The organism is Mycobacterium sp. URHB0044 (genome assembly GCF_000620625.1).
GTDB lineage: Bacteria > Actinomycetota > Actinomycetes > Mycobacteriales > Mycobacteriaceae > Mycobacterium.
In genome coordinates, this window is the sequence record NZ_JIAW01000024.1 from 1 (window position 1) to 24,695 (window position 24,695).

A 24,695-nucleotide genomic window follows, 5' to 3' on the forward strand; every position below is an offset into this window, starting at 1 on the left:
TGCGAAGTGCTCATCGGATCCCTCGGGTGCCCGCTTGGCGATCACCCCGACCTGATCCAACGAGAATCGGCCCTCCCGCATCCCCGCCGCACACTGAGGGAACTCCTCGAGCCGGCGCGCGACGGCGACGATCTTTTGCGCCGTGTGCGGTGACACCCCGGTCTTCCAGGCCACCAACGCCGCAACCGAACTACACCCCGTAGCACCCCACAACCCGTCGCGGTCGATCTCGGCGACGACCTCCACCAGCCGACCATCGATCGCGTTGCGCTGACCGACCAACTCCGACACCTCATCGAACAACACATCGATACGCCTGACAGAATTCACCTCAGGAGCGAAAGACTCTGCCGGCGAAGACATAACACCATCAAAGCAGAAGCCACCGACAAAAAACGGACGCCAAACCCATCGCGAGGAACTCGACCGGGTAGTGCTAGACCCGTCCACATTCGCTTCAGTCATCGCTTGCATCAAAGTTGCACTTTCGGGCCCCGGACGCACAATCGAACTACCCGAACCACCCGTCACACCAGCCACACCAGTCGCGGAGGCGCGCAGACACGCACTGCCCAGCTAGGTCAATACCGCGTCGGCGGCCCGCGTGCATATGCGGAAGTCGCTCGTAGGTGGGCACTTTCAGTACTATCCGGTGGCGCCAGGCAGTTCTCGACATCCTCAATGAATCGGGAGGAGCAGTGTTTAGCGGATACCGCCGCGGCGCCCCACCACCATGACGGGAGTCGCCGCAATGCCGCTACGGCGACGTCGAACCCCTTACCTGACTCGGCCCGCCAACCGAGCACGACGGCTGAGGTAGCTCTCGAATGCCAACAGCAGCGCGTGCGCCGGGCCCCACTCGAAGGGAACGTAGTCCCTCGCCCGCACCAAACACCGTGCAAGCTCCGGTGATTCACGGCGAAGGATCCGACGGGCGCGGCGGGCATGGAACGGTTCCGACGCAATCTTGATCGCCGGACTGTCCAACATCAGGGGCGCGGAATTAACGATATTCTCCACCGTCGTCCGGGATTGATCCTCGACGACGACGTTCTCCGCCGGAACACCCAGCTGCTGCACTGCGTAGTCGGCCATCATCCGAGCCTCGGGCACCTGGGTGCGCACCGCCCCACCGGAGAACACGAACCGAGCGCGATGGGGATCAGTGGAGCGCACCGCGATCCGTACCCGCCACTGGTGCAACGCCGGCTGGGGGCAACCCAGCACCAGTACGCTCTCGCCGTCAACGATTCGCCGAGAATCAGTGGCCCCCTGCTCCAAGAATGCCCGGGAAGCCCGCCACGTCGCCCATTCGGCCCCCGCGAGCACCGCGCCGACGACGGCGACCGTCAACCGAAACCATCTCCTTCGACCAGCCACCAGCCCATTCGACCACGCCGGAAAATGGACGCCCGTGGGGGCTCAGGAACCGGCGGCGATGCTGACCAATGTGTCGACCACGTCCGACACGGGCCGGTTGGTGTCGACCTCGTGCGTGGCGGACTGGCGCAGCAGCGGTTCGACCGCGGCGATGTCGGCGATGACCCGTTGGCGCTCGGCCGCTGTCTTGCCGAACGGGTTGGTAGTGCGGTTGGCGAGGCGGTCGAAGAGCACGTCGGTGGGCGCACTGAGCAGCACGACTGCATCGAAACGGTCGTAGAAACGGCCCTGGTTGACGACGGTTCCTTGAACGAACAGCGGTGTCTTGCGGGGCCGGTCCAGGAGAGCGTCGATCAGCGGTTCGTGCCACAGCGGTTCTCCATCGACGACATGAATCCACGGCCCGTAATCGGTGTCGACCGTGGTGAACCCGCGCCGCGCCAGTTCAGCCAGCGCCGTCGACTTTCCCACTCCCGACATCCCAGTGACCAGAATCGCGGCATGAGTCACGTGCAGTATTCAACCCGTTCGCTACTGCGGAAGTCGGCCAAGCAGCCGGCCCAGCTCCGCACGCGAACGGATCCCCAGCTTGTGATAGACGCGACTCAGGCTGGCCTCGACGGTCTTCGGACTGACGTGCAAAGTCAACCCGACTTCGCGATTGGTCATCCCCGAAGCCGCCAGTTCGGCCACACGCTGCTCTGCCGCATTGAGATCTCCGGTGCTTCGCGGGTCCATGTTCACAGGCGCTAACTCCGCGCCGGCGCGCTCGGCCCACAGCAGTGTCCCCAGCTCTTCGAATGTCTGCTGCGCAGAGCGCAATGTGGATGACGCAGCAGACTTCATGCGCCGTCGTCGCTGTAGCTGGCCGAGCAGGAGCTGCGTGCGTGCACGTTCGAAAGGCATTGGCAACCGGTCGTGTTCGACCATCGCCGCTTCTACTGCGGCCGTGGCCGCCGCGAGGTCGCCTCGAGCCGCCAACAGCATCGCCCTGCAGCGGCCCCCAGTGGCCAGCATCCAGGGCCGGTCCAACCGACGACCGTTGCCTTCCAGCGCTTCGATCAAGGGTTCCGCCTCCGCCAGCCGGCCCAATTCAACGAGCGACTCGATCGCGTCCGGCAGGAATCCGGCGACGAAGATCTCCGTGGCATCCGGCGCTGCCATGACTCTGTGCAGCAGCGGCTCGAGCGCATCGATCGCTGCCTGATAGTTGCCGAGCGAAAGCTCCAGGAATCCCAACACGGCGACGGTGGATCCGGTCAGCAGTTGCGAGCCACTGCGCGAAATCGGTTTGATGGCCTCGCCGACATCGCGACGTGCATCCGTCACACGTCCGCCATAGGCGGCGACGATTGCGCGCGCCGTCAACGCCGCCGAAAGCTGAAGCGCCCCACCCAATGGCTGCGCTCGCTCGAAGGCGTCTTCAGCAATCAGTGCGGCTTGTGGAAAGTCAGCCCGCCATATCTCGTTGAGAACGCTGTGGAATGACACGAATACCAGATCGCTCTCGTCTCCCTCGTCGACGCACCTCTGCCTCACCGCTGCGAATTGGTCACTGGCGGCGTCGTACTGCCCGGCCCATGCCAGGACCATCGCACTGTGAAACGTCGGTCTGAGTACCGACGGGATCGCCGCACGAGGATCGTCCAATGCCAGCGCGCGGCGACGGCTCGATTCGTCCAAACCCTTGCCGATCAGCATGTGCACCGTGACCCGCATGCCAAGGGCCCGGCCTAGCAGTTGTGGTTGACCGAGGTCCTTGGCGTGTTCGACGGCGTCCTTGATGCTGTGGGCCGATGCATCGAGTCGCCCCAGCCGGACCTGCACCCACGCAAGGGATACCAAGACCTGGATGCGCAGTTCGACGTCGTCCTCGACGTTCGCGAGAGCACGTTCGAGGTAGTCGGCACCGTCGACCAGACTGTCCTCGACCTGGCTCATCATGCCGAGCAGGTTCAGTGCCCGTGCACGCAGCGGTCCCGGTACTGGATCATCGACGATCTGGATGAGCTTGGCACGGGCCGTCGAGGCGCCGCCAGCATTGAAATGGTGTGCAGCAGAGAGGATTCGGCGCTGAGGAGTGTCACCGCCGAGACCGATGGCAAGATCGAGGAGCTCCGCGGCGGCAATGGGTGCTCCGCGGATGCGGGCAGTCTCTGCCGCGGCGTCCAGTGATTCGAGAGTCGCGGGATCGCCATGTGTCGCGGCAAGCGCCAAATGGCGTGCATGCAGCTCGGGTTCGGTGACGATCTCGGCCAGGCGTCGATGCATGTCTCGACGGCGCTCGGGAGCCGCGCTGGTGTAGACGCCACTGCTCAAGAGGGGGTGAGAGAAGCGAACGCGATGACCGTCGAGCACCAAGATCGCTGCCTTTTCAGCCCTCTCGAGCAGCGTTCCCGTGTCATCCGAATCGGCTCCGATTGCTGCCGCCAACAGTTCGGTCGTGGGCTCGCCGAGACACGCCGCCGCGAGCAACAGATCCTGCGTCGCGCTGTCCACGCCGTCGAGTCGGGCCCGCACCAACTCCGACAGCGTGACCGGGAACCGCATGCCGGGGCTAGCAGATTCGTCGTCGATCGCGCGAGCCAATTCGATTGCGTAGAACGGATTCCCGCCGGAGATCCGATGAATTCGGACCATCGTGGGGCGCGTGAAGGAACGCCCGAGCCGTTCGATGACGACGCGATGAAGTTTACCGAGACTCATCGGGCGAATGTCGATCCGGCGTAGGGCATCTGGCCTGTACATTTGCAGCCAGCTGCCGGGGTTCTTCTGCTGTTCGGTACGGACCGCGGCGATGATGCCGACCGGTTGCGATATGCGGCGTGCTGCGAAGGCGATGACCCAGGCGCTTGACGGATCGACCCATTGGAGGTCGTCGATCGCCAAGATCAGTTCTTCTTGATCCGCGATCCGTTCGATGACGGCAAGGAACGCCGCCGCTATCGCGCGGGGGTCTGCCGCAACTGCGTCATCGGTCGCCCGCAACATGAGTCGGTCGATCGCCAATCGTTGCGGCTCTGGCAGATTCGCCCACGTCGCCGGCTCGACGCCAGTGAGCAGGTCTGCCACTACGGCATAGGCCGACACGGTTCCCGCGGATGTGGGCCGCGCTGACAAGACCCGAAATCCCCGGTCCCGCGCCTGCTCCAGTGCGGCCAGCCAGAACGTCGTCTTGCCGATGCCCGCAGCGCCCTCGACCACGAGGGCGCTCGGCACCTTCGACGCACAGGTCAAGAATTCGGCAACCTCGTCCGATTCGGCCTGACCCCTGATGCCCAGCGCTCCATCGGCCATCAGTCCACGGCCCCTTTCGCGTCGGCTGCGCGCCAGCAAATTGCACGCACAGCGTAAGCGGCCAGCGCGGTGACCCGCATGAGTACTGGGCTACCTGCGTCTCGAACGTGTCACGGGTTGGCGACGACCTCCGGTTCGGGCATCCGATGCGCGACGTTCCTGCCGCCCTTGAGCCAGGTGTACGAGCCGGGCTTGCGGGCTTCCTTCGCGAGCTGGTCGACCGTGCCCTTGCAGATCGCCTCCTTGATCGCGGCACCGATCCGCCCGCCGACGTACAACCGACGGGGAGTGTCGTCGGCGTGCGTGAGCTGGAACGTTGCCACGGAGCGGCCCAGGCTGACGCACTGAGCGACGAACCTCTGGTCCACGGCGGCGGGCTCGGTGCCGGCGATCCGGCTAAGCACGGTCTTCGCCGCCTGTGCGCCGAGCGGGCCGGCGGCCTGGCAGCTCATCCGCAGGGGCTGGCCCGACGGTGCCGCGGAATCGCCCGCCGCGACGATGCGGTCGTCGTCGAGGCTGGTCAGCGTCTCGTCGGTGAGCAGCCGGCCCAGCGCGTCGGTACGCAGCCCGCTGCGAGCGGCCAGGTCCGGCACGCCGAATCCCGCCGTCCAGATGGTCACCGAGCTCGGGCGCACCGCGCCGTCGGCGAAGACCACCGCATGGGGCCGGACTTCGGTCACGACGTCGGCCTCCAGCACGACGACACCGTTCTTGGCCAGCCATTTGGCCACCGACCGCCGGCCCGGATCGGACAGTGACGGCGCGAGCCGTCCGCCGCAGACCAACGTGACCCGGTGACCCTGCTCGGCGAGTTCGGCGGCCGTCTCGACACCGGTCAGTCCGGCGCCGACGACCGTGACGGGCGCATCCGGATGCAGCCCGTCGAGGGCCGTGCGCAGCCGTTGCGCATCCTCGAATTGAGCGATCTGATAGGCGAATTCGGCTACGCCCGGCACCGATGGCGGCGTCGCGCCGGTGCTGCCGACCGCGTAGACGACGTAGTCGTAGTCCAGCGCGCCACCCGACGCCAGCTGCACGGTTCGTGCGGCCGCGTCGATGCGGGTGACGTTGTCGACGACCAGCTGGATGCCGTCGCCGAGCAGCGTGCCGTAGTCGGCCGTCGCGTCGCCGGTGCCCGCCGCCAGCTGATGCAGCCGGATCCGTTGGACGAATTGCGGACGTGGGTTGACGAGAGTGATGTGGATGTCGGGGTTCTGCCGGAGGTGGTTGGCGGCCAGCGTCCCGGCGTATCCGCCGCCGATGACGACGACCTCGGTCTGGGTTGCGTTGTGATTGGTCATGCCCTGAAGACACTTCTCAGTGCCCAGATGTGACATGACGTGACGCGGATCACTGGTGAATCTCTAGACTGCCCCCAGGGAGATGTCATGACCTCACGACGAAACGTCAAGGTACGCAGAATCTATGACGACGTGCTGCCCGAGGACGGTGCCCGGGTCCTCGTCGATCGGCTCTGGCCCCGCGGGGTGAGCAAGGCCCGCGCGCACCTCGACGAATGGTGCAAGGACGTCGCGCCGTCCACCGAATTGCGCAAGTGGTACGGCCACGACCCGGCGTTGTTCGAGGAGTTCGCTCGCCGGTACCGCGACGAGCTGACCGAGTCTGACCGCGCGGCCTCCCTCGCGCACCTACGGGACCTAGCGGCGAAACGACCGCTGACGCTGCTCACCGCGACGAAGAACGCCGACCTGAGCGAAGCCGCGGTCCTCGCCGATCTCATCGGCTGACGGCCGGCATTCTCGCCGACCGCCTGGTGGCTCCTCGCTAGGCTGGATGTTCGGTAGGCAGGGGGAGCGGCTCGTGGTCACGTTGGACCGCCTGATCAATGTGCTCGGGAGCTACGGCGTCCGCTTGCGCCTGTGCCCGATACCCCGGTCCACGGAGCTGCGCAGTGTCGTCATGCACGAGGTTGCCCAGGATCGCACCGTCGTCGGTGACGTCCTGCTCGGCATCGGTGCGAGGACGGTCACCGAAGCGGTGCAGTGGGCGGCCTCGGCGCATGCGGTCGTCGTGTTGATTCGCCCCGGCGATGACGACACTGCGTTCGACGACGAGGACCACGGTGTCGCGGTGATGGTGGTGGACCCGGCGGTGTCGTGGAGTGAGCTGGCCGCCGTCATCTACGGTTTGGTGTTGGAGGGCCGCGAGACCGAATCGGGCCGGGGCCCAACGGATCTCTTCGCACTGGCCGACAGCCTTGCCGACGCCATCGGCGGCGCGGTCACCATCGAGGACCGGCTGTCGCGGCTGCTGGCGTATTCGAAGCTGCAGGAACACGCCGACCCCGCCAGGGTGGCGACGATCATGGGCCGTCAAGCGCCGGAGAAGCTGAGCGCATTCTTCGAGGGCCGTGGCGTTTTCGCGCATCTGGCGGCCTCGGACGAACCGTTGTTCGTTGCCGCGGACGCCGAGCTGGGCTTGACCGGACGCATGGTCGTAGCGGTGCGTTCTGGTCGAGAGCTGATGGGCTCGATATGGGTGGCGTGTCCGGCGCCGTTGGACGGGGCCGCGCGCGCCGCCTTGACCGACGGCGCCCGCACCGTGGCCCTGCACCTGTTGCGGTCGCGCGCCAGCGCTGACCTCGAGCGCCAGGTGGAAACCGATCTGGTGATCCGGCTGCTGGAAGGCGACGCCGACGCCGGCACCGCGGCCAGCCGCCTCGGCCTGGCCCACAGCTCGTTGCGGGTGGTCGCCGTGCAAGCGTTCATCGACGATGAACGAGACGCCGCGCTGCTACTGGCATTCGAGCGTGCGACCACCGGATTCGGCTGGTCGCGACCGGGACGCAGCGCTCTGGCCGGCAACACCGTTTACACCCTGCTGCCCGCTGAACGGGCGGCGACGGCGCAGCGCTGGGTCGCCGGGCTACGGGCGGCGCTACCCGAACGAGTGGCGATGCTGGCCGGCATCAGTGGCGTCGCGTCGGTGGCCGACCTTCCGGCGGCACGCCGAGAGGCCGATGAATGTCTGGCGCTGCACGAGGCATCGCCGCGGGGTTCCGCGCCGGCGGCGTACGACGAGTCCTGGGACGACATTCTGCTGCAGCGGCTGCGCACGGCGGCGCGGTCGGGGCGCTCCCCGGGCAGGGGCCCGGTCGCCGAGCTGCGTCGCCATGACCGCGCCCACGCAACCGAATACGTGGCGACGTTGCAGGCCTGGCTCGAGGCCCAGGGCGACCCGGCCGAGGCGGGCAACCGGTTGGGAGTGCACGAGAACACCGTGCGATATCGGCTGCGCAAGATGGCCGAAATCACCGACCTAGGATTGCAGGACGCCCGAAAGCGGCTCGCCATGTTGATCGACCTTGCGGCGACCGACGGTCACTGACGGCACTGTCGAGGTTCGACAAAGCGTTGGCGGGTCGTTGTCTGATTCCGGCAAACCATGCGGGGGGCTTTCGCGTCATCATTCGAAGACGCCTCGCAGAGAGGATATTTCGATGAATCCCGGCCACCACGACCAGCGCGGGACTGCCGACCGGCGGGCTGAGGACGCCACGATGGAGACGTTCACCGTGCGTCTCCCTCGTTGGCCCATTCTGCTGAAGCTGCGGGGCCGTGATCCTCTAGTCCGGCCCATCGATCGGATCGAGGCGCTGGCCGCCGTGGTGGCCGCCGTGGTGGCGCTGTTCGCCGTGCCGACCATTGCCGCAGTCGGCACCGCAAGCTATGACTCCAATCGGCGCGCCTATTCCGCGCAGGCCGACACCCGTCAGACCGTGACCGCGACGGTCATCGACGTCCCCGCCCACCAACAGGTCTTGCGAACGGGCAAGGTCACGGCGCAGGCGCGATGGATGGCCGGTGGCGGCGAACACACCGGCACGGTCAAGGCGCAGTCGACGACCGAGACCGGCGACGCCGTGGAAATCTGGATCGACGACGACGGAACGCAGGTGCCCGCGCCGCCATCGACCACGCGAGCCGCCGTCGAGGCAGCGCTGGGCGCTTTCGTCATCTGGACGTGCGTGGCTGCCACGGCAGCGGCGGTGTTCACCCTCACTCGGTCGGCCTGTGACCGTGTCCGCTTCCGTCGCTGGCAACACGAGCTCGACGGCCTGCTCGGCTACGGCGACAGCCATACCAACGAGCGCTAGAACGCCAACCAGCCGCTTTGTCGGATCCCCACAACGGGCCACCGTCCGGTTGTCCTAATCCAGCAATCCACCTGCGCAAATCCACTCGACCATGGAGGTAACAACCAAAGTTCAAACAGTGGAGGTGCGTGATGGTCGGCGTCGAGCGCATTGACGGCGGACCGCGATCGGCGATCGTGATCGGTGCAGGAATCGTCGGATTGTCGACGGCATGGTTCCTGCAGGAGCGCGGAGTCGATGTCACCGTGGTGGACCGCACCGGCGTCGCCGCCGGCGCCTCCTGGGGCAACGCCGGATGGATCGCGCCGGCACTGACCCTTCCGCTGAACTCGCCGGGCGTGCTGCGCTACGGGCTGCGCTCACTGCTGGATCCAGCCGCACCCCTGCACATTCCGTTGACCGCCGACTCCGGGCTCGCCAGGTTCTTGCTCCAGTTCGCCGCCAACTGCACGCGATCGTCGTCGAAACGGGTGATGCGGGCCAACGTGCCGCTCAACGAGGAAAGCATTGAAGCCTTCGACGTGCTCGTCGCCAACGGCGTCGACGCACCGGTGACCGACGCTCCGATCACCGCTCTGTTTCACACCGCCGAGCAAGCCGAGCGCATGACGGACGAACTTCGTCGGCTCGAGAACGCCGGGCAGACGATGTCCTTCACCGGGCTCACCGGCGACGCGTTGCGAGAACGAGTGCCGCTGGCATCACCAGCGATCACCGCCGGCGTGAACATCCATGGCCAGCGCTTCGTCGACCCCGGCCGATTCGTGCGAGCCCTTGGGGATGCGGTCGTGGCCAGAGGCGCGACCATCGAGACGTGCGAGGCCGGCGGCGTATTCAGCTCAGGCAGCGGAGTCACGGTCTACCCCCGCGGCGGCAAGCCGCTGACCGCCGACACCGCGGTGATCGCCACCGGCGCGTGGTTGTCACGGCTGGCGGGTAACCGGGTGCGCGTTCCGGTGCGGGCAGGCCGTGGCTACTCGTTCACCGTGCCCGTCGACCGACCGATCCCCGGCCCCATCTACCTGCCCGACGTGCGGGTGGCGTGCACGCCATACCAAGGTGCACTGCGTGTTTCGGGCACCATGGAGTTTCGAGATCCGTCCGAACCGGTGATGCCGGCGCGAGTCGGTGCCATCGTCGCTGCTGCCAGCCCACTGCTGGACGGAGTGCGCTGGGCCGAACGCAGCGACGTCTGGGTCGGGCCCCGGCCGGTCACCCCCGACGGCCGCCCCCTGATCGGGGAAACCTCCCGAGGCGTCTACGTCGCCGGTGGACACGGCATGTGGGGACTGGCGCACGGCCCGGTCACCGGCCGGCTTCTGGCCGAGTACATCACCACCGGAAAGCAACCCGAAGCCCTTCGCGACTTCGACCCGCTGCGCCGAACCGGCCGCTAGACCCACCACACCGGCGGTAAACACCGCTGCGAACCCTGCCCTATACGGGCTCACCAGTCGTCAGGGGCGGCGCTTCTGCCACGGCCCGCCCCTGACGGCAACCTTCGAGAGAAGGACATGAGAGAAGGAGATCGAGATGATCACTGCCGAACGTACTTGGATGACGAGACGGGCCTACCTCCGGCTGCAGATGGAACTGGCCGCCCTGCGTTCACAACCCAGCAACGAAGTCCCCGGCGAGGTCGCTGATTTCGACGACAACCTCGTCGCCGGTCAGCGGGCGCGTCAAGTTCGGATTCGCCAAATTCAGGATCTGTTGGCGCACGCGGTCGTTGGTGAGGATCCACCCGATGACGGCATCGCCGAACCCGGCATGGTGCTGACCGTTCGTTACGACGACACCGGCGAGACGGAAACGTTCCTACTCGGAGTGCGGGGAGCCGAAGACGCCGACATCGAGGTGTATTCGCTGCAGTCGCCGTTGGGCAAGGCGATCGCAGGAGCTCGCCCCGGCGAACAGCGGATCTACTCCATTCCCAGTGGGGCCGATCTACCGGTCACGCTACTCAGGGCGGTGCCCTACGGAATCTCGCGACACACCGCCGCTGCCACCTAGGAGGAATGAAAATGGCTACTACGCAACGCGTATGGATCTCGCCGCAGGCCCACGAGCGCCTACACCGCGAGTTGGACACCTTGCGCTTTCTGTTCTCGGCCGGAATCGCCGACGAGGGCGACGACAACGCGACCGCCGTCCGACGGGCGTGGGAGATACGGATTCAACAGATTCACGACCTATTGATCAACGCCGTCGTCGGCGAGGATCCGCCCGATGACGGTATCGCCGAACCCGGCATGGTCGTCACCGTCCGCTACGACGCCACCGGTGACACCGATACCTTCCTTCTGGGTGTACGCGGTGCCGAATTCGCGGACATGCCGGTTCATTCCATCGAATCCCCGTTGGGCGCCGCCATCGCAGGGGCTCGTCCCGGTGAACGCCGCAGCTACAGACTGGCCGTCGGTGCCGCCGTGCCCGTCACGATCCTGAAGGCCGTGCCCTACGGTCTCCATGCGGCCGACCTCACCAGTACGGGTTCGTGATGGCATGGCCTGCGAAAGCCACGGAGGTAGAGGATGTTTCACGACAACACCACATTGGTGCTGTTCCTGGCCGTCGCGGTGATATGGCTCATCGCCGCGGCCCTGCATTGGCCCGATTATCGCCGCTGAACCACCCGACCATGAACGGAGGAAAGCACATGCTGGTAATCACCGACGACGCCGGCGGCTCACCGCGAGACCGGCAACTCGCGCCGATCGCTCTGCAGCGCTGGGAATCCGATGGAGGGGCGGTACCGCCAACGCTTCCGTCGTCCCGTGACACCGGTCCTATAGCCCCGGAACGATGTCGCCGAGGCTGAAGGTGAGTGGCTGCTCGAGCTGTGCGTAGGTGCACGTGCGCGGGTCGCGGTCGGGGCGCCAACGGTTGAATTGGGCGGTGTGGCGGAACCTTTCGCCTTCCATGTGGTCGTAGCGAACCTCGACGACCCGCTCGGGGCGCAGCGGCACGAAGGAGAGGTCCTTCCCGGCGTTCCAGCGGGAGCCTTCGTTCTTGCGTGGTGTGCGTTCGCCCGTCATGTGGGCGGCCCAGTTCCACGGGTGGCCGTCGAATTCGGTGACGAGCGGCTGCAACTCGGTGAACAGCCGGCGCCTCTGCGCCATGGGGAAGGCGCCGATGACGCCGACCGATGCGAGGGCGCCGTCGTCCCTGTAGAGGCCGAGCAGCAGCGAGCCGACGGCGTCGGCACCGGACTTGTGCACGCGGTACCCGGCGACCACGCAGTCGGCGGTGCGCAGATGCTTGATCTTGAACATGGCGCGCTTGTCCGGTTGGTACGTGATGTCCAGCGGCTTCGCGATGACGCCGTCGAGCCCGGCTCCCTCGAACTCGTCGAACCAGCGCTGCGCAGTGGCCAGATCCGTGGTCGCGGGGGTGAGGTGGATAGTGCCGCCCGAGCCGGCCAATGCGTCGACGAGGGCGGCGCGGCGCTCGCTGAACGGCCGACCGCTGTAGTCGTCGTCGCCGAGGGCCAGGAGGTCGAACGCGATGAAGGACGCAGGTGTCTGTTCGGCGAGCATCCGCACCCGCGACGCGGCCGGGTGCAACCGCAGCTGCAGCGCCTCGAAGTCCAGCCCGTGGTCGGTGGCGATGATGATCTCGCCGTCGATGACGCAACGTTCGGGCAGTTCGGCCTTCATGGCGTCGACGAGTTCCGGGAAGTAGCGGGTCATCGGCCGCTCGTTGCGGCTGCCCAACTCGACCTCGTCGCCGTCGCGGAAGCAGATCGACCGGAAGCCATCCCACTTCGGTTCGTAGGAGGCTCCGGCGGGGATCGCGGGCACCGACTTGGACAACATCGGCGACACCGGCGGCATCACGGGCAGCTTCATCGGCCCATTGTGTTCCACCCCGATGACAACCCCGATGACATTGCCTGCGTTAGATCTACAGAGCCTTCAGTGCCGCCGCAGTCTCGGCGAGGATGTCATCGGACAGGTCGCCATCGCCGACGGCTCGCGCCATCGCAATGGCGCCAACAAGCGCGCTGAGTACGAGGTAGGCGCGACGTCGATCTGCCCCAGGGTCCGAACTCGACGCCAGTCCAGCGAAAAGCTCGAGATACTCCTCGACTTTGCGACCGTAGGCCACGCGGGGCCGGTCATCCCCGCGCGATATGTCCTCGGCCAATGCAGCCACTGCACATCCGGCCTCTGGCTGGTCGCGGTGGGCACGACTCAGGTAGTCGTCGACGATCGCCTCGAACGCCCCTCTGCCACCTTGGGCGGCCGTATCGACCGTCCGCTCACTTCCTTGGGTCAAGGCGCGCTCCACCGCGACGGCGACCAGATCTTCTCGGGATTCGAAGTGTCGGTAGAAGCCGCCGTGCGTCAGGCCGGCTTCCTTCATCAGCTCCGCGACGCCGACACCCTTGATGCCATTGCGGCGCATTCGGGCTGAAGCGATGTCGACGATTCGATCGTGACTCGCCGCCTTGTCGGCCTGTGAACTACCCACGAATGAACCTCCAACCCCGATGCGACATCGGTGTGATGCTATCTAGGTGCCGAGATCGGCCAGGTAGTGGCTGAAGCGTGCCTCGAAGTCGGTACCCACGTCATCGGCTCGTTGGCGGATTCTGGCGCCCCTCTCGTGTACGGTCGGCCACGAGAAGGCGGCGAGGAAGGCGTCCTGTGTTTGCACCAGGTCGTCAGCGGACGCCAGCGTCCTCCGGTTGATCAGCCGCTTGGCCTCGGCGAGTGCAGGCTTGTCGAACGACGCGATGCGTCGCGCGAGGTTGTCGACGTAAGCGTCGAGCTCGTCGTCGGGCAGCGCACGATTGACCCAGCCGTAGTCAGCGGCCGTCGCCGCATCGAAATCGTCACTGCCAAGGACGATCTCCAGCGCCCTGCCTCGTCCCACGAGAAGGGGTAGGCGCTCGATCCCGCCACCGCCCGGGAAAACGCCTGCACCCACTTCGATTTGGGCGAAGACGGCTCGCTCCAGGCTCGCGAAGCGCATGTCACATGCCAAGGCGATCTCCGAACCACCACCCCGCGTGCGACCCCGGATGGACGCGATGGTCACGACCGACGAGTTGGTCAACCGGGTCGTGGCGTCGATGAAAGCCGGCAGACCAGTCGGGCCGGGCGCCAAGGGAAAATCCGCCACCCGGGAAACGTCGTAGTGATTGATGAAGAAGTCGGGGTCAGCACTGTCGAGTACGACCACCCGCAAGGTGTCGGCGGACTCGATGAGGCCGACCAGGTGCTGGAGTTCCAGCAGGGTGTCCGGATCACACAGATTGATCGGCGGATTGCTGAACGTCACCCGCCAGTATTCCGCCGACACCTCGGTGATCGTGAACTGGGTCAATGAAGGAGTCATTGGTGAGGTTCCTTTGTTCTGGGGCACCGCATTTGGCGCTTGACAATGAGGATGACGGGCATCATCCTCATTGTCAAGCGCACCGCACGCTGAATGCCACGACGAAGGGACCCGTCCATGACTACTGCCACACATTCGCTCGGCATCGACGCCGAACGTCTATCGCTCCTGCCGGCGGCCATCACGTCCGACATCGACGCCGGGATGTACGACGGGGCAGTGGTCCTGGTCGCCCGCCGTGGTGAGGTCGTCCTTCACGAGGCGATCGGATTTGCCGACCGGGCAGCCAGGCGCCCGGTTCAACTCGACTCGGTCTTCGTCACGATGTCGATGTTCAAGCCGATGACTAGCTCCGCTGTGCTCCAACGCATCGATCGCGGGCAGGTCGCCTTCACCACGCAGGTCCGCGAAATCATCCCCGAGTACGCGGCAAACGGTAAGGGCAACACCACCATTGCCGATCTTCTGTTGCACAAGGCAGGGTTGCCCTTGGGGGCGCCAGTTCCGCCCGAAGTGTTGGGCGACATTCAGGCGACCACCGCCGCGGTGTGCAACATGGTCCCGCAATCGGTTCCCGGGACCACCATCAGCTATTCGGCGGTGCTCGGCCATAGCGTCCTGGCCGAGGTCGTGCGCCGATTGGACGGTGGCAGGCGCACTTTCGGTCAGATCTTGACTGACGACTTGATCGAGCCACTCGGCATGTTCGACACGTCACTCGGGGCCGGACTGAGGGCGCATCTGATTGAGCGGGCGGTTCCCCTGCGTGTCCGTGACCGTGGACCTGCCCTCTTCGCCCCCGAATTGGTGGAGGGAGTGGGGGCGGCGGCCGCCATCGAGGGAGTGGAGATTCCGGCGGGTGGCGCTTACACCACCGCGGCGGACTGGCTCCGATTCGCCGAGGCGCTGCGGCGCGGCGGCGAACTCGACGGTGTCCGGGTGTTGAGTCCGGCGATGGTGCGGTGTGCCACCACCATTGCCACGGGCGATCTTCCGAACAGTCTGTGGGACTACACGCGTCAAATGCGAGGATGGCCAGAAATGCCCGCAAATCTGGGGCGGGGCTTCTATGTTCGCGGATCCGGGGTCTTCATGCACCCGTTCGGGGTGCTGTCTTCGCCGGGAACGTTCGGCGGAATCGGTTCGGGCTCAACGTGTTTCTGGGTCGATCCGGACCGTGAGATCTCCTACGTCTTTCTCTCTGCCGGTCTGATGGAGGACTCGTACAGCACCGAGCGCCACCAGCGCTACGCCGACCTCGTTCAGTCGGCCGTCCTCGACTGAGGTACGTTCTTTGCGTTTCGGCGTTGTCAACTGCTCGGCCCGTCACCCCGGAACCCCGGACCGGGTTCGGGGGTGACGTTGCGGGTGGTGATCTCTTGGCCACAGCGTGCGCAATCGAGGCGCGGTTCGGCGATGTCGCCGCATGTTTGGTGACGCAGGACGATCGGCGGCCCCTTGGGGTGGGGCATGTGCCGATCGCCCCATTGCATGAGGACCACGATTGCCGCGAACAGCTCGTGCCCCGCGTCGGTCAGTCGGTACTCGTAGCGATCGGGGTCACGGGCGTAGGGCACGCGCTCGAGCAGTCCGCCGTCGACGAGCGTCCGCAATCGCGCCGACAGCGTCGGCCTGGGAATTTTCAGATTGCGTGCGAGCTGGCCGAAGCGACGGACGCCGAAGAACGCCTCGCGCATGATCAGCATCGTCCAGCGCTCACCGACCACTTCGAGCGCGCGTGCGACGGATTCGCCGTCGAAGCGATGCGACAGATCCTCGGAAACCATGGTTCTCCCAATGTACCGGTTCAAAAACTGAACCGATGGTGGTAAGAATATTGAACCAGGCCTTTCGTCCGCTGAGGGAAGCGAGGACACATGACCACCACCGACTCGAGTGCGTCGGCCGCTACAGCCGGCTACGACGACATCGAGGCCGTCGCCACGCGCATTGGTGACGCCGCGCGCGGTATGGCAACCCAGATCGACGCCGAGCGTCGGCTGCCGACTGAACTCGTTGAGCTGCTGCGGAACTCGGGGCTGTTGCGGGCCTGTACGCCAACCGAGCTGGGTGGCCTCGAACTATCACCGGGTACGGCATTGCGCTGTGCAGAGGCGGTGGCGCGCGGGAATGCATCGGCGGGTTGGTGTGTGTCGATCGCGATCACCAGCGGCCTGCCGGTCGCCTATCTGCCGGAGTCCAGCCGTCAGGAACTGTTCGGGGCCGGACGGGGCGTCGGCGCAGGGGTGTGGGCGCCACGCGGCAAGGCGCGACACGTGCCCGGCGGCGTCGTCGTCTCGGGGCGCTGGCCGTTCTGCAGCGGCATCGGCCACTCCGACGTGCTGTTCTTCGGTTGCATGCTTGACGACCAACAACGCATCGTGGCCGTGCCCAAGTCCGACCTGCAGGTGCTCGACACGTGGCACACCCTGGGCTTGCGTGGCACCGGCAGCCACGACTCGGTGGCCGACGAAGTGTTCGTTCCGGCTGACCGGGTGTTCACGATGACTGGTGGCCCGCTGGTCGACCGGGCACTGTATCGGTTCCCGCCGTTGGGGTTCTTCGCTCTCTGTATCGCCGCGGCGGCGATGGGCAATGCGCGCGCTGCCATCGACGATCTGGCCGAGCTCGCCGCTGGAAAGAAGAGCGGGGCGTCGAGTCGCACGCTGGCCGAGCGTGCGCCCACCCAGGCGGCGGTTGCTGCCGCAGAAGCCGCGCTGGAGGGCGCTCGCGCCCTGTACTACCAGGCCATCGAGGACGCTTGGCAAGCCAGTCAGCGACCGGGGCCGGTGCCCGTCGACGCGCGTAACCGGCTGCGGCTCGCCGCCACGCACGGCGTCCGTACCGCGGCGACTGTCGTGAGTTCCATGTACGACCTTGCCGGCGGCAGCGTGATCTACGACGATTCCCCACTGCAGCGCCGGTTTCGCGACGCCTTCACCGCCACCGCGCACTTTCAGGTCAACGAGGCATCCCGAGAACTGACGGGCCGGCTTCTGCTCGGCCTGCCCACCAATACCGCACAGTTGTGAATCAGCGGATCCAGGTTGCCCTTCCGTTGTGGCTGGACCGACCCGACGCCGAAGCCCTCGACATCGCGCAGACCGTCCGCGACGCCGGGCTGGGCACGCTGTGGATCGGCGAGATGGCCATTTTCGACGGCTTCGCGCTGGCCACCGCGATTGGTTTACGCGTGCCGGGGCTGCGCCTGAAGGTCGGACCGTTGCCGATCAGCGTGCGCAATCCAGTGTCTATCGCGCTCGGCGCCAGCTCGGTTGCTTCGCTCACCGGAAGCCCGGTGGATGTGGCGCTCGGAGCCTCCAGCCCGCCGATCGTCGGGGGTTGGCACGGACGCGACTGGAGCCATGGCGCCGTCCGGATGCGCGAGACGATCGAATGCCTCGGGCCGATCTTGAAGGGCGAGCGCTCAGCGTATGACGGTAAATTCGTTCAGAGCACGGGTTTTCGGTTACGACACCCACTGCCCGAGGCACGCATCGCGGTGGGCGCGTTCGGCCCGAACATGTGCCGGGTCGCGGCGCGGCTGGCCGACGAGGTCGTCCTCAATCTCGTGTCACCCCAGCGAGTCCGAGAGGTGCGCTGCCAAATCGACGCCGACGCCGCAGCTGCGGGGCGCACTCCGCCGCAGCTGACGGTGTGGGTGCCACTCGCGCTGTCACCGGGGCGGGCAGCGTTGCGGCAGATGAGTAGTCAGCTCGCGGTATACCTCGTCCCACCAGGATACGGGGAGATGTTCTGCGAGTTGGGATTCGCCGATCTCGTCACCCGCGCACGTGCCGGGCAGCGGCGCTCGGAGACCGCGGCGGCGATTCCCGTCGAACTCATCGCGCAAGTCGCGGCGATCGGGAGCGCCGCACAGATCACCGCACGTCTTCGGGAGTATCTGGATGCCGGTGCGGACACCGTGGCGGTGGCTCCTGCTACTGCTGAGGATCCCGGTGGTGTGGCTGCACTGTCCTGTGTGTCGAGTTACCAACACTTCCCATCGAAGAAGGAGATCACGATATGACCCGACTGAACACCCAGTGCCGGATGGCCGCCCGCCCTGTCGGGCTACCCACCGCCGATGACTGGAGCATCGTGCAACAGGAGTTGCCGGCTGCCCGCGACGGCGAATTCGTCGTCGAGGTCGACTTCCTGTCGATTGATCCGGGGTCGCGCACCGGGATGAACGCCGGAGATACCTACATGCCCGCAATGAAGATCGACGAGGTGATGCGCGCCGTGGCGATCGGCACCGTCGTCGAATCCCGACACGACCGATTCCTGGTGGGAGATCAGGTGTCTGGCATGTTCGGCGTCCAGAGTTACGCGGTGTCCGACGGTGAGGGCGTGAACAAGGTCGATACCACGGTGGCGCCGGCGCCGGTGCACTTGGGAGCCTTGGGGATCAGCGGTTTGACGGCCTACTTCGGACTGCTCGACGTCGGGCGCCCGCTACCGGGTCAGACAGTGCTCGTGTCCGGGGCCGCAGGTTCGGTGGGCAGCATCGTCGGCCAGATCGCCCGCATCAACGGTTGCCGCACCATTGGTATCGCCGGTGGTGAGCAGAAGTGCCGGTGGCTGGTCGACGAACTGGGATTCGACGCGGCCATCGACTACAAGAGCGCCCACCTGCGATCAGAGCTGAAGAGACATGCGCCCGACGGGGTCGACGTGTTCTTCGACAACGTCGGTGGGTCGGCGCTGGAGGCCGCCCTCAATCGGTTGGCCCGCGGCGCACGGATCGTCTTGAGCGGCGCGGTCTCGCAGTACAACGTCCCCGGGTCGGGACCCGCCAACTACATGCAGCTGTTGGTTGCCCGCGCCTCCATGACGGGCTTCGTCATCTTCGACTACGCCGAGCGCTACCCGGAAGGCGTTGAGCAGCTTGCCAAGTGGTTGGAGACGGGCGAGTTGCGGTCCCACGAGTCAGTCGAACACGGCGACATCGCCGACTTCCCCGAGACACTGCTCAAGCTGTTCCGCGGCGAAAACATGGGCAAACTGATCCTGGCCGTGAACGGGCGCTGACACTACCCGTAGGTCTTTCGCGGAAGCACGCCCCGATCGTCAGAGGGCAAGCTGCTGGGTTCCGATGACCGAGAGCAGTTCCAGCTTGCTGTGGCTTTCCGTGCCGGGGCTAGTGGTCAGCACCACGAGAGCCTGGGCGAGGTTCTCCGTGTACAGAACCTGGGCGTCGACTTCGATGCGGCCGAGTTCGGGATGCAGGATCATCTTGCAGTCGCCGTAGCGCGAAACGACCTCCTGAAGTTCCCACATACGAACGAACTCCGGGCTGTGTGCCGTGAGTTCGGCGAGTATTCGGCCGGCTCGAGCGGTATCGCTGCCCGTTGTCAGCGCTGCCCGCAGACGCGCCGCATGGGCGCGGCCATGGCTTTCGTGGACCTCTTCGGGAAACACCAGGCGCTCGGCCGGATCCATGAACCAGCGGTAGAACGCGCTGCGGGCCAGCCCGGTGTGGCGAGTCTGATCACCGAGGAGCGCGACGGCCAACGGGTTCATCGCGAGCGTGTCGACCAGGTCGCTATGCACCATGGCCGGGGTGTCGTGCAGGCGGTCAAGGACCCGCAACAGCGCGGGGCTGACATGTTCAGACGGCCGAAAGCGGGCCGGGGCGTTGTGTCCGATGAGCGCGAACAGATGGTCGCTTTCATCCAGCGTCAGCCGCAGCGCCCGTGCGAGAGCCGTGGTGATCTGGACCGAGGGCTGCGGAGCCCGCTGCTGTTCCAGTCGGGCGTAGTAATCAGTGGACATCCCGGCGAGCTGTGCGACTTCTTCGCGGCGCAGACCCTGAGTTCGTCGGCGCGGCCCCTCGACCAGCCCGACATCGCGCGGACGCAAACTTTCACGCCGGTGGCGCAGGAAGTCCGCCAGTGCCTTGTTGTCCATGCCCCATCCTCTCCGCATATCGCTCAACTATCCAGAGATCACCAATCCATGGATAAATCTTCTCTCCCGCTGTTGCTCGAGCCGCCCTACGGTCGACGCTGACCACGCAACAACGAAGGAACAAGAGATCCCATGAAGATGACCGGCAACACGATCCTGCTCACCGGCGGCACCTCGGGCATCGGGCTCGGCCTGGCCGTACGCCTGCACGAGGCCGGCAACAAGGTGATCGTCGCAGGTCGGCGCAAGGAGCTCCTCGACGACATCACGGCCGAGCACCCGGGCATCGATGCGCTCGTCCTAGACGTCGCGGACCCCGACTCGATTGCCCGGGCCAGCGAGACCTTGGCCGCGAGCCACCCGAATTTGAACGTCCTGATCAACAACGCCGGCGTCATGCTGAAGGAGAACGTGCTCGACCCGGCCGACCTCGCGGTCGCGGAGGAGCACGTCACGATCAACCTGCTCGGCACGATCCGGATGACGTACGCCTTCCTGCCACTGCTGGTGGGCAAGGCCGACGCGGTCGTCGTGAACGTCACGTCCGCACTGGCGTTCGTACCGTTCCCCATCACCCCGACGTACAGCGCGACGAAGGCAGCGCTGCATTCGTTCTCTGAAACCCTGCGCGTCCAGCTTGCCGGTGCCGATGCCGGCGTCCAGGTGATCGAGGTCGTGCCGCCGAGCGTGCGTACGACCCTGCTCGGCCAGCAGGACGACGAGCAGGCCATGCCGTTGGACGAGTTCCTCACCGAGACCCTCGAGCTCCTGCGCGAGAAGCCCGACGCAGCAGAGCTCGTCGTCGAGCGGGCCAAGTTCCTGCGCGACGCTCAGGCCAACGGCTCCTACGACGACGTCTTCGCCATGCTCAGCGCCTACTGACCAACGATGACCAATGACCGACCGTCGTTCGGCGTCGCCACGGCAGTGACCGCTAACACCCTCGCACCGGACCTACTGGGCTCCTGGTTGGAATCGAACGGCTTCGAATCGCTGTGGTTCGGCGAACATTCGCACATGCCGGTCGGTCTCAAGTCGGAGCGCAAGAGCTACAAGGAGATCCCCGAGGCCTTCAACGAGTTGTACGACCCTCTGCTTGCGCTGATGAGCGTTGCTGCGGCCACGAAGAGTCTGACGCTCGGCACGTCGGTGTTGCTCGTCGCGGAACATCATCCGATACGGCTGGCGAAGATGATCTCGACGCTCGATCGAATATCGGCCGGACGCGTCATCATCGGTGTCGGCGGCGGGTGGAGCGCCGAGGAGATGGCGGACTATGGCGTGGCGTTCAAGGACCGCTGGAAAGTGGTGCGCGAGAACGTTCTAGCGATGCGGGAAATCTGGGGAAACGAGGTCTCCGCGTTCGACGGCGACTTCGTCGGGTTCCCGCCGATGCGCAGCGGCCCCAAACCCATCAACGGCGCGCGCCTGCCGGTCCTGATCGGCGCTTCGGGCAAGTTCGCCTTTCCCCGCATCGTCGAATACGGCGACGGCTGGGTGCCGGTCGATCAGGGTGACGCGATGCCTGGGCTAATGGCGGATCTGCGCGCTCATCTGGCCACTACCGGGCGGTCATTCGACGATCTCGATCATTCGGTCATCACCCATCCGCTGGCCCCCGATGACCGTGACGGCGACGCGCTCAAGCGCCGGGTCGAGGAGCTTGTCGCGATCGGCTTCCGCCGCATCGTGCTGACCCTTCCCTCAGACACCCCGGACGTCCAAAGGGCGACGCTAAAGATCCTGCGCACGGTAGTCCAAGCGTTTGGCCAAACGCCGTCGCACCCCCTGTAATCGAGCAGCACGAGGAGAGACATGAAGATCGGCATTCTCGGCGTTGGGCTCATCGGCAAGACGTTGACCCAAAGATTGAGCGCCGCCGGACACGACGTGAAGGTCGCCAACTCGCGCGGGCCAGACACCATCGCGGTCGACACACTGTCCTCGGGTGGACGCGCGGTGACGGCAGCCGACGCCGTAGTAGGCGTCGACGTCGTGATCCTCTCCATCCCCCTCAACCGCATTCCGGAGGTCGCACCGCTGTTCACCGACGTGCCAGCCGAGACGGTCGTCATCGATACGTCGAACTACTACCCCTCGCGCGACCAGCGGGTCGAAGCCATCGAAGGCGGACAGGTCGAGAGCCTCTGGGTCACCGAACAATTGGGCCGCCCGGTCGTCAAGGCCTGGAACGCAATCGGTTCGGATTCGTTCGCGCGCAAGGGTAAACCCGCAGGGAGTCCAGATCGCATCGCCATCCCGGTCGCCGGCGACGGTGATAGGGAACGCCACGTCGGCATGGCACTGGTCGAGGACACCGGATTCGACGCCTTCGATGCCGGGCCGCTTGCCAAATCGTGGCGTCAACAGCCGGGCACGCCGTGTTACTGCACTGACCTCACCCGCGAGGAGATGCCTGCCGCCCTCGCGGCAGCCGACGCGGCGCGATCACCGAAGCGGCGAGACCTCGCCGCGGCTGCGATCCAGGAGAGGTTGGGCCACGCATGGGAACTCGACCCGGATTTCGCCATCCGCATCAACCGGGTGCTGTTCATGTGATCCGGAAACGCTTGCGGGCGTAGGCAAAACGTCAGGCGGTGGCCGATTCGGATTGCCCGCCTTGGCCTTCCAGCGCGTTGATGGCCGCCGCGGTCAGGCTCTTCTCGATGTGGCGCCGGGTGAGCGCGGCGGCGCCGGCCGCATCCTTCGCGATCACCAGTTCGAGGATCTGGTGGTGCTCGTTGAGGTCGATGGTGCGTGGCTCCTCACCTGCCGGGAGTTTGAGACCCAACCGCCGGTAGCGGTCGGACTTCGCCCACACGTCGTCGAGCATCTTGATCAACACGTCGTTGTGAGAGGCCAGATAGAGCGCACGGTGGAAGTCGCTGTGGGCGGTCAGTGCGTCCTCTCCCCACTTGCGCGTCACTGGAAGTAACCGCGCGACCGTGGCGCGCATCAACGCGATGTCGTCATCGGTGCGCCGCTCGGCGGCCAGTTCGACCGCTGCGGGATCTAGCGCCAGCCGGACCTCGAACAGTTCACGTGCCTCGGGTGCACTGATCGTGGAAACCCGGGCGTCCTTGTGGTTGTCGAGTTCGATGAGCCCTTCGCTGCTGAGTCGCCGGATGGCCTCACGCAGCGGGGTGATGCTCATGTTCAGCTGTTCGGCGAGAACGTACTGGGCCAGCCTCGATCCGGCCGGCAGGTCACCGGTGAGGATCATGCGTCGCAGTTCGTGATAGGCGACGTCGCTCTTGCTGGAGAAGACGTTGGTGACCTGCGGTGTCGTCATGTGCGCCCCGTCTCTTCGCTCCGCCGTGAGTGACCAGTGTCACAACAAACCCCTTGTGCTCGCGGTCACAAGCAGTCTAACATTGCCGGTCATCAGTTACATCTCACATCTTATAAGATACAAGAAGGGCGGAAAATGAAGATCCTCTCCATTCACGAAGGCGTCGTCCCGATCAGTTCCTCGATCCGCAATGCGTGGATCGACTTCAGCTCGATGGACTGCTCCATCGTGGCCATCGTCAGCGACGTGGTGGTCGACGGTGAGCCCGTCGTTGGATATGGCTTCAATTCCAACGGGCGGTACAGCGCGGGGGCGATCCTGCGCCGCCGTGCCATCCCGCGGCTGTTGGACGCCGCACCGGAAAGCTTGCTCAACGAGGCCGGCGAGCTGGACCCGACTCTCGCCTGGCCGATCATGATGAACAACGAGAAGCCCGGCGGTCACGGCGAACGCTCCGTCGCGATCGGTGTGCTGGACATGGCCCTGTTCGACCTAGCCTCCAAGATCGCCGGGCAGCCGCTCTACCGCTACCTGTCCGATCGCTACGGTGACGGACAGCCCGATGACTCGGTGTTCGTCTACGCCGCAGGCGGCTACTACGCGCCGGGCAAGACATTGACCGACCTGCAAGACGAGATGCGCCGCTTTCTCGACATGGGCTACTCGGTGGTCAAGATGAAGATCGGCGGCACCGATCTGGCCGATGACCTCGAGCGCATCGAAGCCGTGCTGGAGGTCCTCGACGGCGACGGCTCCCGTCTGGCGGTCGACGTCAACGGCCGCTTCGATCTGCAGACGGCGCTGGACTACGGCCGCGCAATCGAGCCGTACGGCCTGTTTTGGTACGAGGAAGTCGGGGATCCGCTCGACTACCGACTCAACGCGATCTTGTCCGAGAATTACCGCGGCCCGATCGCGACCGGCGAGAACCTGTTCTCCGTGCAGGATGCCCGCAACCTGATCCGATACGGGGGCATGCGTCCGGATCGCGACTACATCCAGGTCGACCCAGCCCTGAGCTACGGGCTCACCGAATACTTCCGCGTCCAGGAGATGTTGAAGGCGCACGGCTGGTCCTCGCGTCGTTGCATTCCCCATGGCGGACACCAGTTCTCGCTGCACATCGCCGCAGCCCTCAAGCTCGGCGGCAACGAGTCGTACCCCGGTGAGTTCCAGCCAACCGGCGGCTTCGCCGACGACGCCGTGGTCTCCGACAGTCGGGTCGGTCTCACCGAGATCCCCGGCATTGGCTTCGAGGCCAAGAGCGCCTTCTACGAGGTGCTGCGCGAACTGCACCACTGACCGACGGTCACAGCCCGTCCGGACCCGCCAGACCCTTCAGGAGCACCA

The 24,695-nt window shown here is 65.8% G+C and carries 25 protein-coding genes; 14 read left to right on the forward strand and 11 right to left on the reverse strand.

Annotation, left to right across the window (positions count from 1 at the left end; genetic code table 11):
- The 5 genes from N536_RS39985 to N536_RS0131425 all read right to left on the reverse strand — a co-directional run.
- Positions 1-363 (reverse strand): DUF222 domain-containing protein (locus N536_RS39985; RefSeq protein WP_155948822.1); only part of this gene is annotated, 363 nt, incomplete at its 3' end.
- 414 nt (positions 364-777) lie between these two features.
- On the reverse strand, positions 778-1,353 hold the full coding sequence (locus N536_RS39990; RefSeq protein WP_036438295.1) for a YdcF family protein: 576 nt from the start codon (positions 1,351-1,353) through the stop codon (positions 778-780).
- A 69-nt stretch (positions 1,354-1,422) separates the two neighbouring features.
- A complete protein-coding gene (locus N536_RS0131415; protein ID WP_255358532.1) occupies positions 1,423-1,875 on the reverse strand; it encodes an AAA family ATPase in 453 nt (150 codons plus the stop codon).
- Positions 1,876-1,911: 36 nt separating this feature from the next.
- Complete coding sequence (locus N536_RS0131420; RefSeq protein ID WP_051574893.1) at positions 1,912-4,677, reverse strand: AAA family ATPase; 2,766 nt, start codon at positions 4,675-4,677, stop codon at positions 1,912-1,914.
- A 110-nt stretch (positions 4,678-4,787) separates the two neighbouring features.
- Positions 4,788-5,978, reverse strand: a complete 1,191-nt coding sequence (locus N536_RS0131425) for an NAD(P)/FAD-dependent oxidoreductase (protein WP_029117243.1) — start codon at positions 5,976-5,978, stop codon at positions 4,788-4,790.
- 87 nt (positions 5,979-6,065) lie between these two features.
- Here N536_RS0131425 and N536_RS0131430 point away from each other — a divergent pair, with 87 nt between their 5' ends.
- The 6 genes from N536_RS0131430 (at position 6,066) to N536_RS0131455 (ending at position 11,295) form a co-directional block, all read left to right on the forward strand.
- Positions 6,066-6,425 carry a DUF488 domain-containing protein gene (locus N536_RS0131430; protein ID WP_029117244.1) on the forward strand — a complete coding sequence of 120 codons (360 nt, stop codon included), beginning with the start codon at positions 6,066-6,068 and terminating at the stop codon, positions 6,423-6,425.
- A 73-nt stretch (positions 6,426-6,498) separates the two neighbouring features.
- The gene (locus N536_RS0131435; RefSeq protein WP_029117245.1) at positions 6,499-8,025 is read left to right on the forward strand and encodes a CdaR family transcriptional regulator; all 1,527 of its coding nucleotides are present in this window, start codon (positions 6,499-6,501) and stop codon (positions 8,023-8,025) included.
- 112 nt (positions 8,026-8,137) lie between these two features.
- Positions 8,138-8,794 (forward strand): hypothetical protein, encoded by a 657-nt coding sequence (locus tag N536_RS0131440; protein ID WP_155948823.1) that lies wholly within the window; start codon positions 8,138-8,140, stop codon positions 8,792-8,794.
- 131 nt (positions 8,795-8,925) lie between these two features.
- Positions 8,926-10,191: an FAD-binding oxidoreductase gene (locus N536_RS0131445; protein ID WP_029117247.1), complete on the forward strand. Its 1,266-nt coding sequence runs from the start codon at positions 8,926-8,928 to the stop codon at positions 10,189-10,191.
- A gap of 136 nt (positions 10,192-10,327) precedes the next feature.
- The gene (locus tag N536_RS0131450) at positions 10,328-10,807 is read left to right on the forward strand and encodes a GreA/GreB family elongation factor (RefSeq protein WP_029117248.1); all 480 of its coding nucleotides are present in this window, start codon (positions 10,328-10,330) and stop codon (positions 10,805-10,807) included.
- An 11-nt stretch (positions 10,808-10,818) separates the two neighbouring features.
- The gene (locus tag N536_RS0131455; protein ID WP_029117249.1) at positions 10,819-11,295 is read left to right on the forward strand and encodes a GreA/GreB family elongation factor; all 477 of its coding nucleotides are present in this window, start codon (positions 10,819-10,821) and stop codon (positions 11,293-11,295) included.
- 288 nt (positions 11,296-11,583) lie between these two features.
- On the opposite strand, the gene N536_RS0131465 is transcribed toward N536_RS0131455, so the two are convergent.
- From N536_RS0131465 to N536_RS0131475, 3 genes are read right to left on the reverse strand one after another with little or no spacing between them, the layout of a single operon-like run.
- Complete coding sequence (locus tag N536_RS0131465) at positions 11,584-12,645, reverse strand: ATP-dependent DNA ligase (RefSeq protein WP_029117250.1); 1,062 nt, start codon at positions 12,643-12,645, stop codon at positions 11,584-11,586.
- 55 nt (positions 12,646-12,700) lie between these two features.
- On the reverse strand, positions 12,701-13,270 hold the full coding sequence (locus N536_RS0131470) for a TetR/AcrR family transcriptional regulator (RefSeq protein WP_029117251.1): 570 nt from the start codon (positions 13,268-13,270) through the stop codon (positions 12,701-12,703).
- A 42-nt stretch (positions 13,271-13,312) separates the two neighbouring features.
- Positions 13,313-14,140, reverse strand: a complete 828-nt coding sequence (locus N536_RS0131475; protein ID WP_029117252.1) for an enoyl-CoA hydratase/isomerase family protein — start codon at positions 14,138-14,140, stop codon at positions 13,313-13,315.
- A 117-nt stretch (positions 14,141-14,257) separates the two neighbouring features.
- Between N536_RS0131475 and N536_RS0131480 the strand changes: the two genes are divergently transcribed.
- Positions 14,258-15,424, forward strand: a complete 1,167-nt coding sequence (locus N536_RS0131480; RefSeq protein WP_029117253.1) for a serine hydrolase — start codon at positions 14,258-14,260, stop codon at positions 15,422-15,424.
- Positions 15,425-15,450: 26 nt separating this feature from the next.
- Here N536_RS0131480 and N536_RS0131485 read toward each other — a convergent pair whose 3' ends face one another.
- Positions 15,451-15,927 (reverse strand): helix-turn-helix domain-containing protein, encoded by a 477-nt coding sequence (locus tag N536_RS0131485; protein ID WP_029117254.1) that lies wholly within the window; start codon positions 15,925-15,927, stop codon positions 15,451-15,453.
- Positions 15,928-16,017: 90 nt separating this feature from the next.
- Between N536_RS0131485 and N536_RS0131490 the strand changes: the two genes are divergently transcribed.
- The 3 genes from N536_RS0131490 to N536_RS0131500 are packed head-to-tail and all read left to right on the forward strand — an operon-like array spanning position 16,018 to position 19,174.
- Positions 16,018-17,172: an acyl-CoA dehydrogenase family protein gene (locus tag N536_RS0131490; protein WP_051574894.1), complete on the forward strand. Its 1,155-nt coding sequence runs from the start codon at positions 16,018-16,020 to the stop codon at positions 17,170-17,172.
- Positions 17,169-18,170 carry an LLM class F420-dependent oxidoreductase gene (locus N536_RS39995; RefSeq protein ID WP_064751603.1) on the forward strand — a complete coding sequence of 334 codons (1,002 nt, stop codon included), beginning with the start codon at positions 17,169-17,171 and terminating at the stop codon, positions 18,168-18,170. The genes N536_RS0131490 and N536_RS39995 overlap by 4 nt, the downstream gene beginning before the upstream one ends.
- On the forward strand, positions 18,167-19,174 hold the full coding sequence (locus tag N536_RS0131500) for an NADP-dependent oxidoreductase (RefSeq protein ID WP_029117256.1): 1,008 nt from the start codon (positions 18,167-18,169) through the stop codon (positions 19,172-19,174). Before N536_RS39995 ends, N536_RS0131500 begins: the two co-directional genes overlap by 4 nt.
- Positions 19,175-19,213: 39 nt before the next feature.
- Here the strand turns inward: N536_RS0131500 and N536_RS0131505 are convergent, their stop codons facing one another.
- Positions 19,214-20,053, reverse strand: a complete 840-nt coding sequence (locus N536_RS0131505; protein WP_029117257.1) for a helix-turn-helix transcriptional regulator — start codon at positions 20,051-20,053, stop codon at positions 19,214-19,216.
- 132 nt (positions 20,054-20,185) lie between these two features.
- Between N536_RS0131505 and N536_RS0131510 the strand changes: the two genes are divergently transcribed.
- Genes N536_RS0131510 through N536_RS0131520 form a run of 3 tightly spaced genes read left to right on the forward strand, consistent with a single transcriptional unit; the run spans position 20,186 to position 22,612 of the window.
- The gene (locus tag N536_RS0131510) at positions 20,186-20,935 is read left to right on the forward strand and encodes an SDR family oxidoreductase (protein WP_029117258.1); all 750 of its coding nucleotides are present in this window, start codon (positions 20,186-20,188) and stop codon (positions 20,933-20,935) included.
- Positions 20,936-20,941: 6 nt separating this feature from the next.
- Positions 20,942-21,847, forward strand: a complete 906-nt coding sequence (locus tag N536_RS40000) for a TIGR03619 family F420-dependent LLM class oxidoreductase (RefSeq protein ID WP_051574895.1) — start codon at positions 20,942-20,944, stop codon at positions 21,845-21,847.
- Between the two features lie 21 nt (positions 21,848-21,868).
- Positions 21,869-22,612, forward strand: a complete 744-nt coding sequence (locus N536_RS0131520) for an NADPH-dependent F420 reductase (RefSeq protein ID WP_029117259.1) — start codon at positions 21,869-21,871, stop codon at positions 22,610-22,612.
- A gap of 31 nt (positions 22,613-22,643) precedes the next feature.
- On the opposite strand, the gene N536_RS0131525 is transcribed toward N536_RS0131520, so the two are convergent.
- On the reverse strand, positions 22,644-23,345 hold the full coding sequence (locus tag N536_RS0131525) for a GntR family transcriptional regulator (protein WP_029117260.1): 702 nt from the start codon (positions 23,343-23,345) through the stop codon (positions 22,644-22,646).
- Positions 23,346-23,480: 135 nt separating this feature from the next.
- On the opposite strand from N536_RS0131525, the gene N536_RS0131530 reads away from it, so the two are divergent.
- Positions 23,481-24,647 carry a mandelate racemase/muconate lactonizing enzyme family protein gene (locus N536_RS0131530; protein WP_029117261.1) on the forward strand — a complete coding sequence of 389 codons (1,167 nt, stop codon included), beginning with the start codon at positions 23,481-23,483 and terminating at the stop codon, positions 24,645-24,647.
- Positions 24,648-24,695: the final 48 nt, after the last annotated feature.

Bases quoted from the DNA above. Each gene is read 5' to 3' on its own strand.
- N536_RS0131420 (WP_051574893.1), bottom strand. From the start codon at position 4,677: ATGGCCGATGGAGCGCTGGGCATCAGGGGTCAGGCCGAATCGGACGAG.
- N536_RS0131425 (WP_029117243.1), bottom strand. From the start codon at position 5,978: ATGACCAATCACAACGCAACCCAGACCGAGGTCGTCGTCATCGGCGGC.
- N536_RS0131430 (WP_029117244.1), top strand. From the start codon at position 6,066: ATGACCTCACGACGAAACGTCAAGGTACGCAGAATCTATGACGACGTG.
- N536_RS0131440 (WP_155948823.1), top strand. From the start codon at position 8,138: ATGAATCCCGGCCACCACGACCAGCGCGGGACTGCCGACCGGCGGGCT.
- N536_RS0131445 (WP_029117247.1), top strand. From the start codon at position 8,926: ATGGTCGGCGTCGAGCGCATTGACGGCGGACCGCGATCGGCGATCGTG.
- N536_RS0131450 (WP_029117248.1), top strand. From the start codon at position 10,328: ATGATCACTGCCGAACGTACTTGGATGACGAGACGGGCCTACCTCCGG.
- N536_RS0131455 (WP_029117249.1), top strand. From the start codon at position 10,819: ATGGCTACTACGCAACGCGTATGGATCTCGCCGCAGGCCCACGAGCGC.
- N536_RS0131465 (WP_029117250.1), bottom strand. From the start codon at position 12,645: ATGAAGCTGCCCGTGATGCCGCCGGTGTCGCCGATGTTGTCCAAGTCG.
- N536_RS0131475 (WP_029117252.1), bottom strand. From the start codon at position 14,140: ATGACTCCTTCATTGACCCAGTTCACGATCACCGAGGTGTCGGCGGAA.
- N536_RS0131480 (WP_029117253.1), top strand. From the start codon at position 14,258: ATGACTACTGCCACACATTCGCTCGGCATCGACGCCGAACGTCTATCG.
- N536_RS0131485 (WP_029117254.1), bottom strand. From the start codon at position 15,927: ATGGTTTCCGAGGATCTGTCGCATCGCTTCGACGGCGAATCCGTCGCA.
- N536_RS0131490 (WP_051574894.1), top strand. From the start codon at position 16,018: ATGACCACCACCGACTCGAGTGCGTCGGCCGCTACAGCCGGCTACGAC.
- N536_RS0131500 (WP_029117256.1), top strand. From the start codon at position 18,167: ATGACCCGACTGAACACCCAGTGCCGGATGGCCGCCCGCCCTGTCGGG.
- N536_RS0131505 (WP_029117257.1), bottom strand. From the start codon at position 20,053: ATGGACAACAAGGCACTGGCGGACTTCCTGCGCCACCGGCGTGAAAGT.
- N536_RS0131510 (WP_029117258.1), top strand. From the start codon at position 20,186: ATGAAGATGACCGGCAACACGATCCTGCTCACCGGCGGCACCTCGGGC.
- N536_RS40000 (WP_051574895.1), top strand. From the start codon at position 20,942: ATGACCAATGACCGACCGTCGTTCGGCGTCGCCACGGCAGTGACCGCT.
- N536_RS0131520 (WP_029117259.1), top strand. From the start codon at position 21,869: ATGAAGATCGGCATTCTCGGCGTTGGGCTCATCGGCAAGACGTTGACC.
- N536_RS0131525 (WP_029117260.1), bottom strand. From the start codon at position 23,345: ATGACGACACCGCAGGTCACCAACGTCTTCTCCAGCAAGAGCGACGTC.
- N536_RS0131530 (WP_029117261.1), top strand. From the start codon at position 23,481: ATGAAGATCCTCTCCATTCACGAAGGCGTCGTCCCGATCAGTTCCTCG.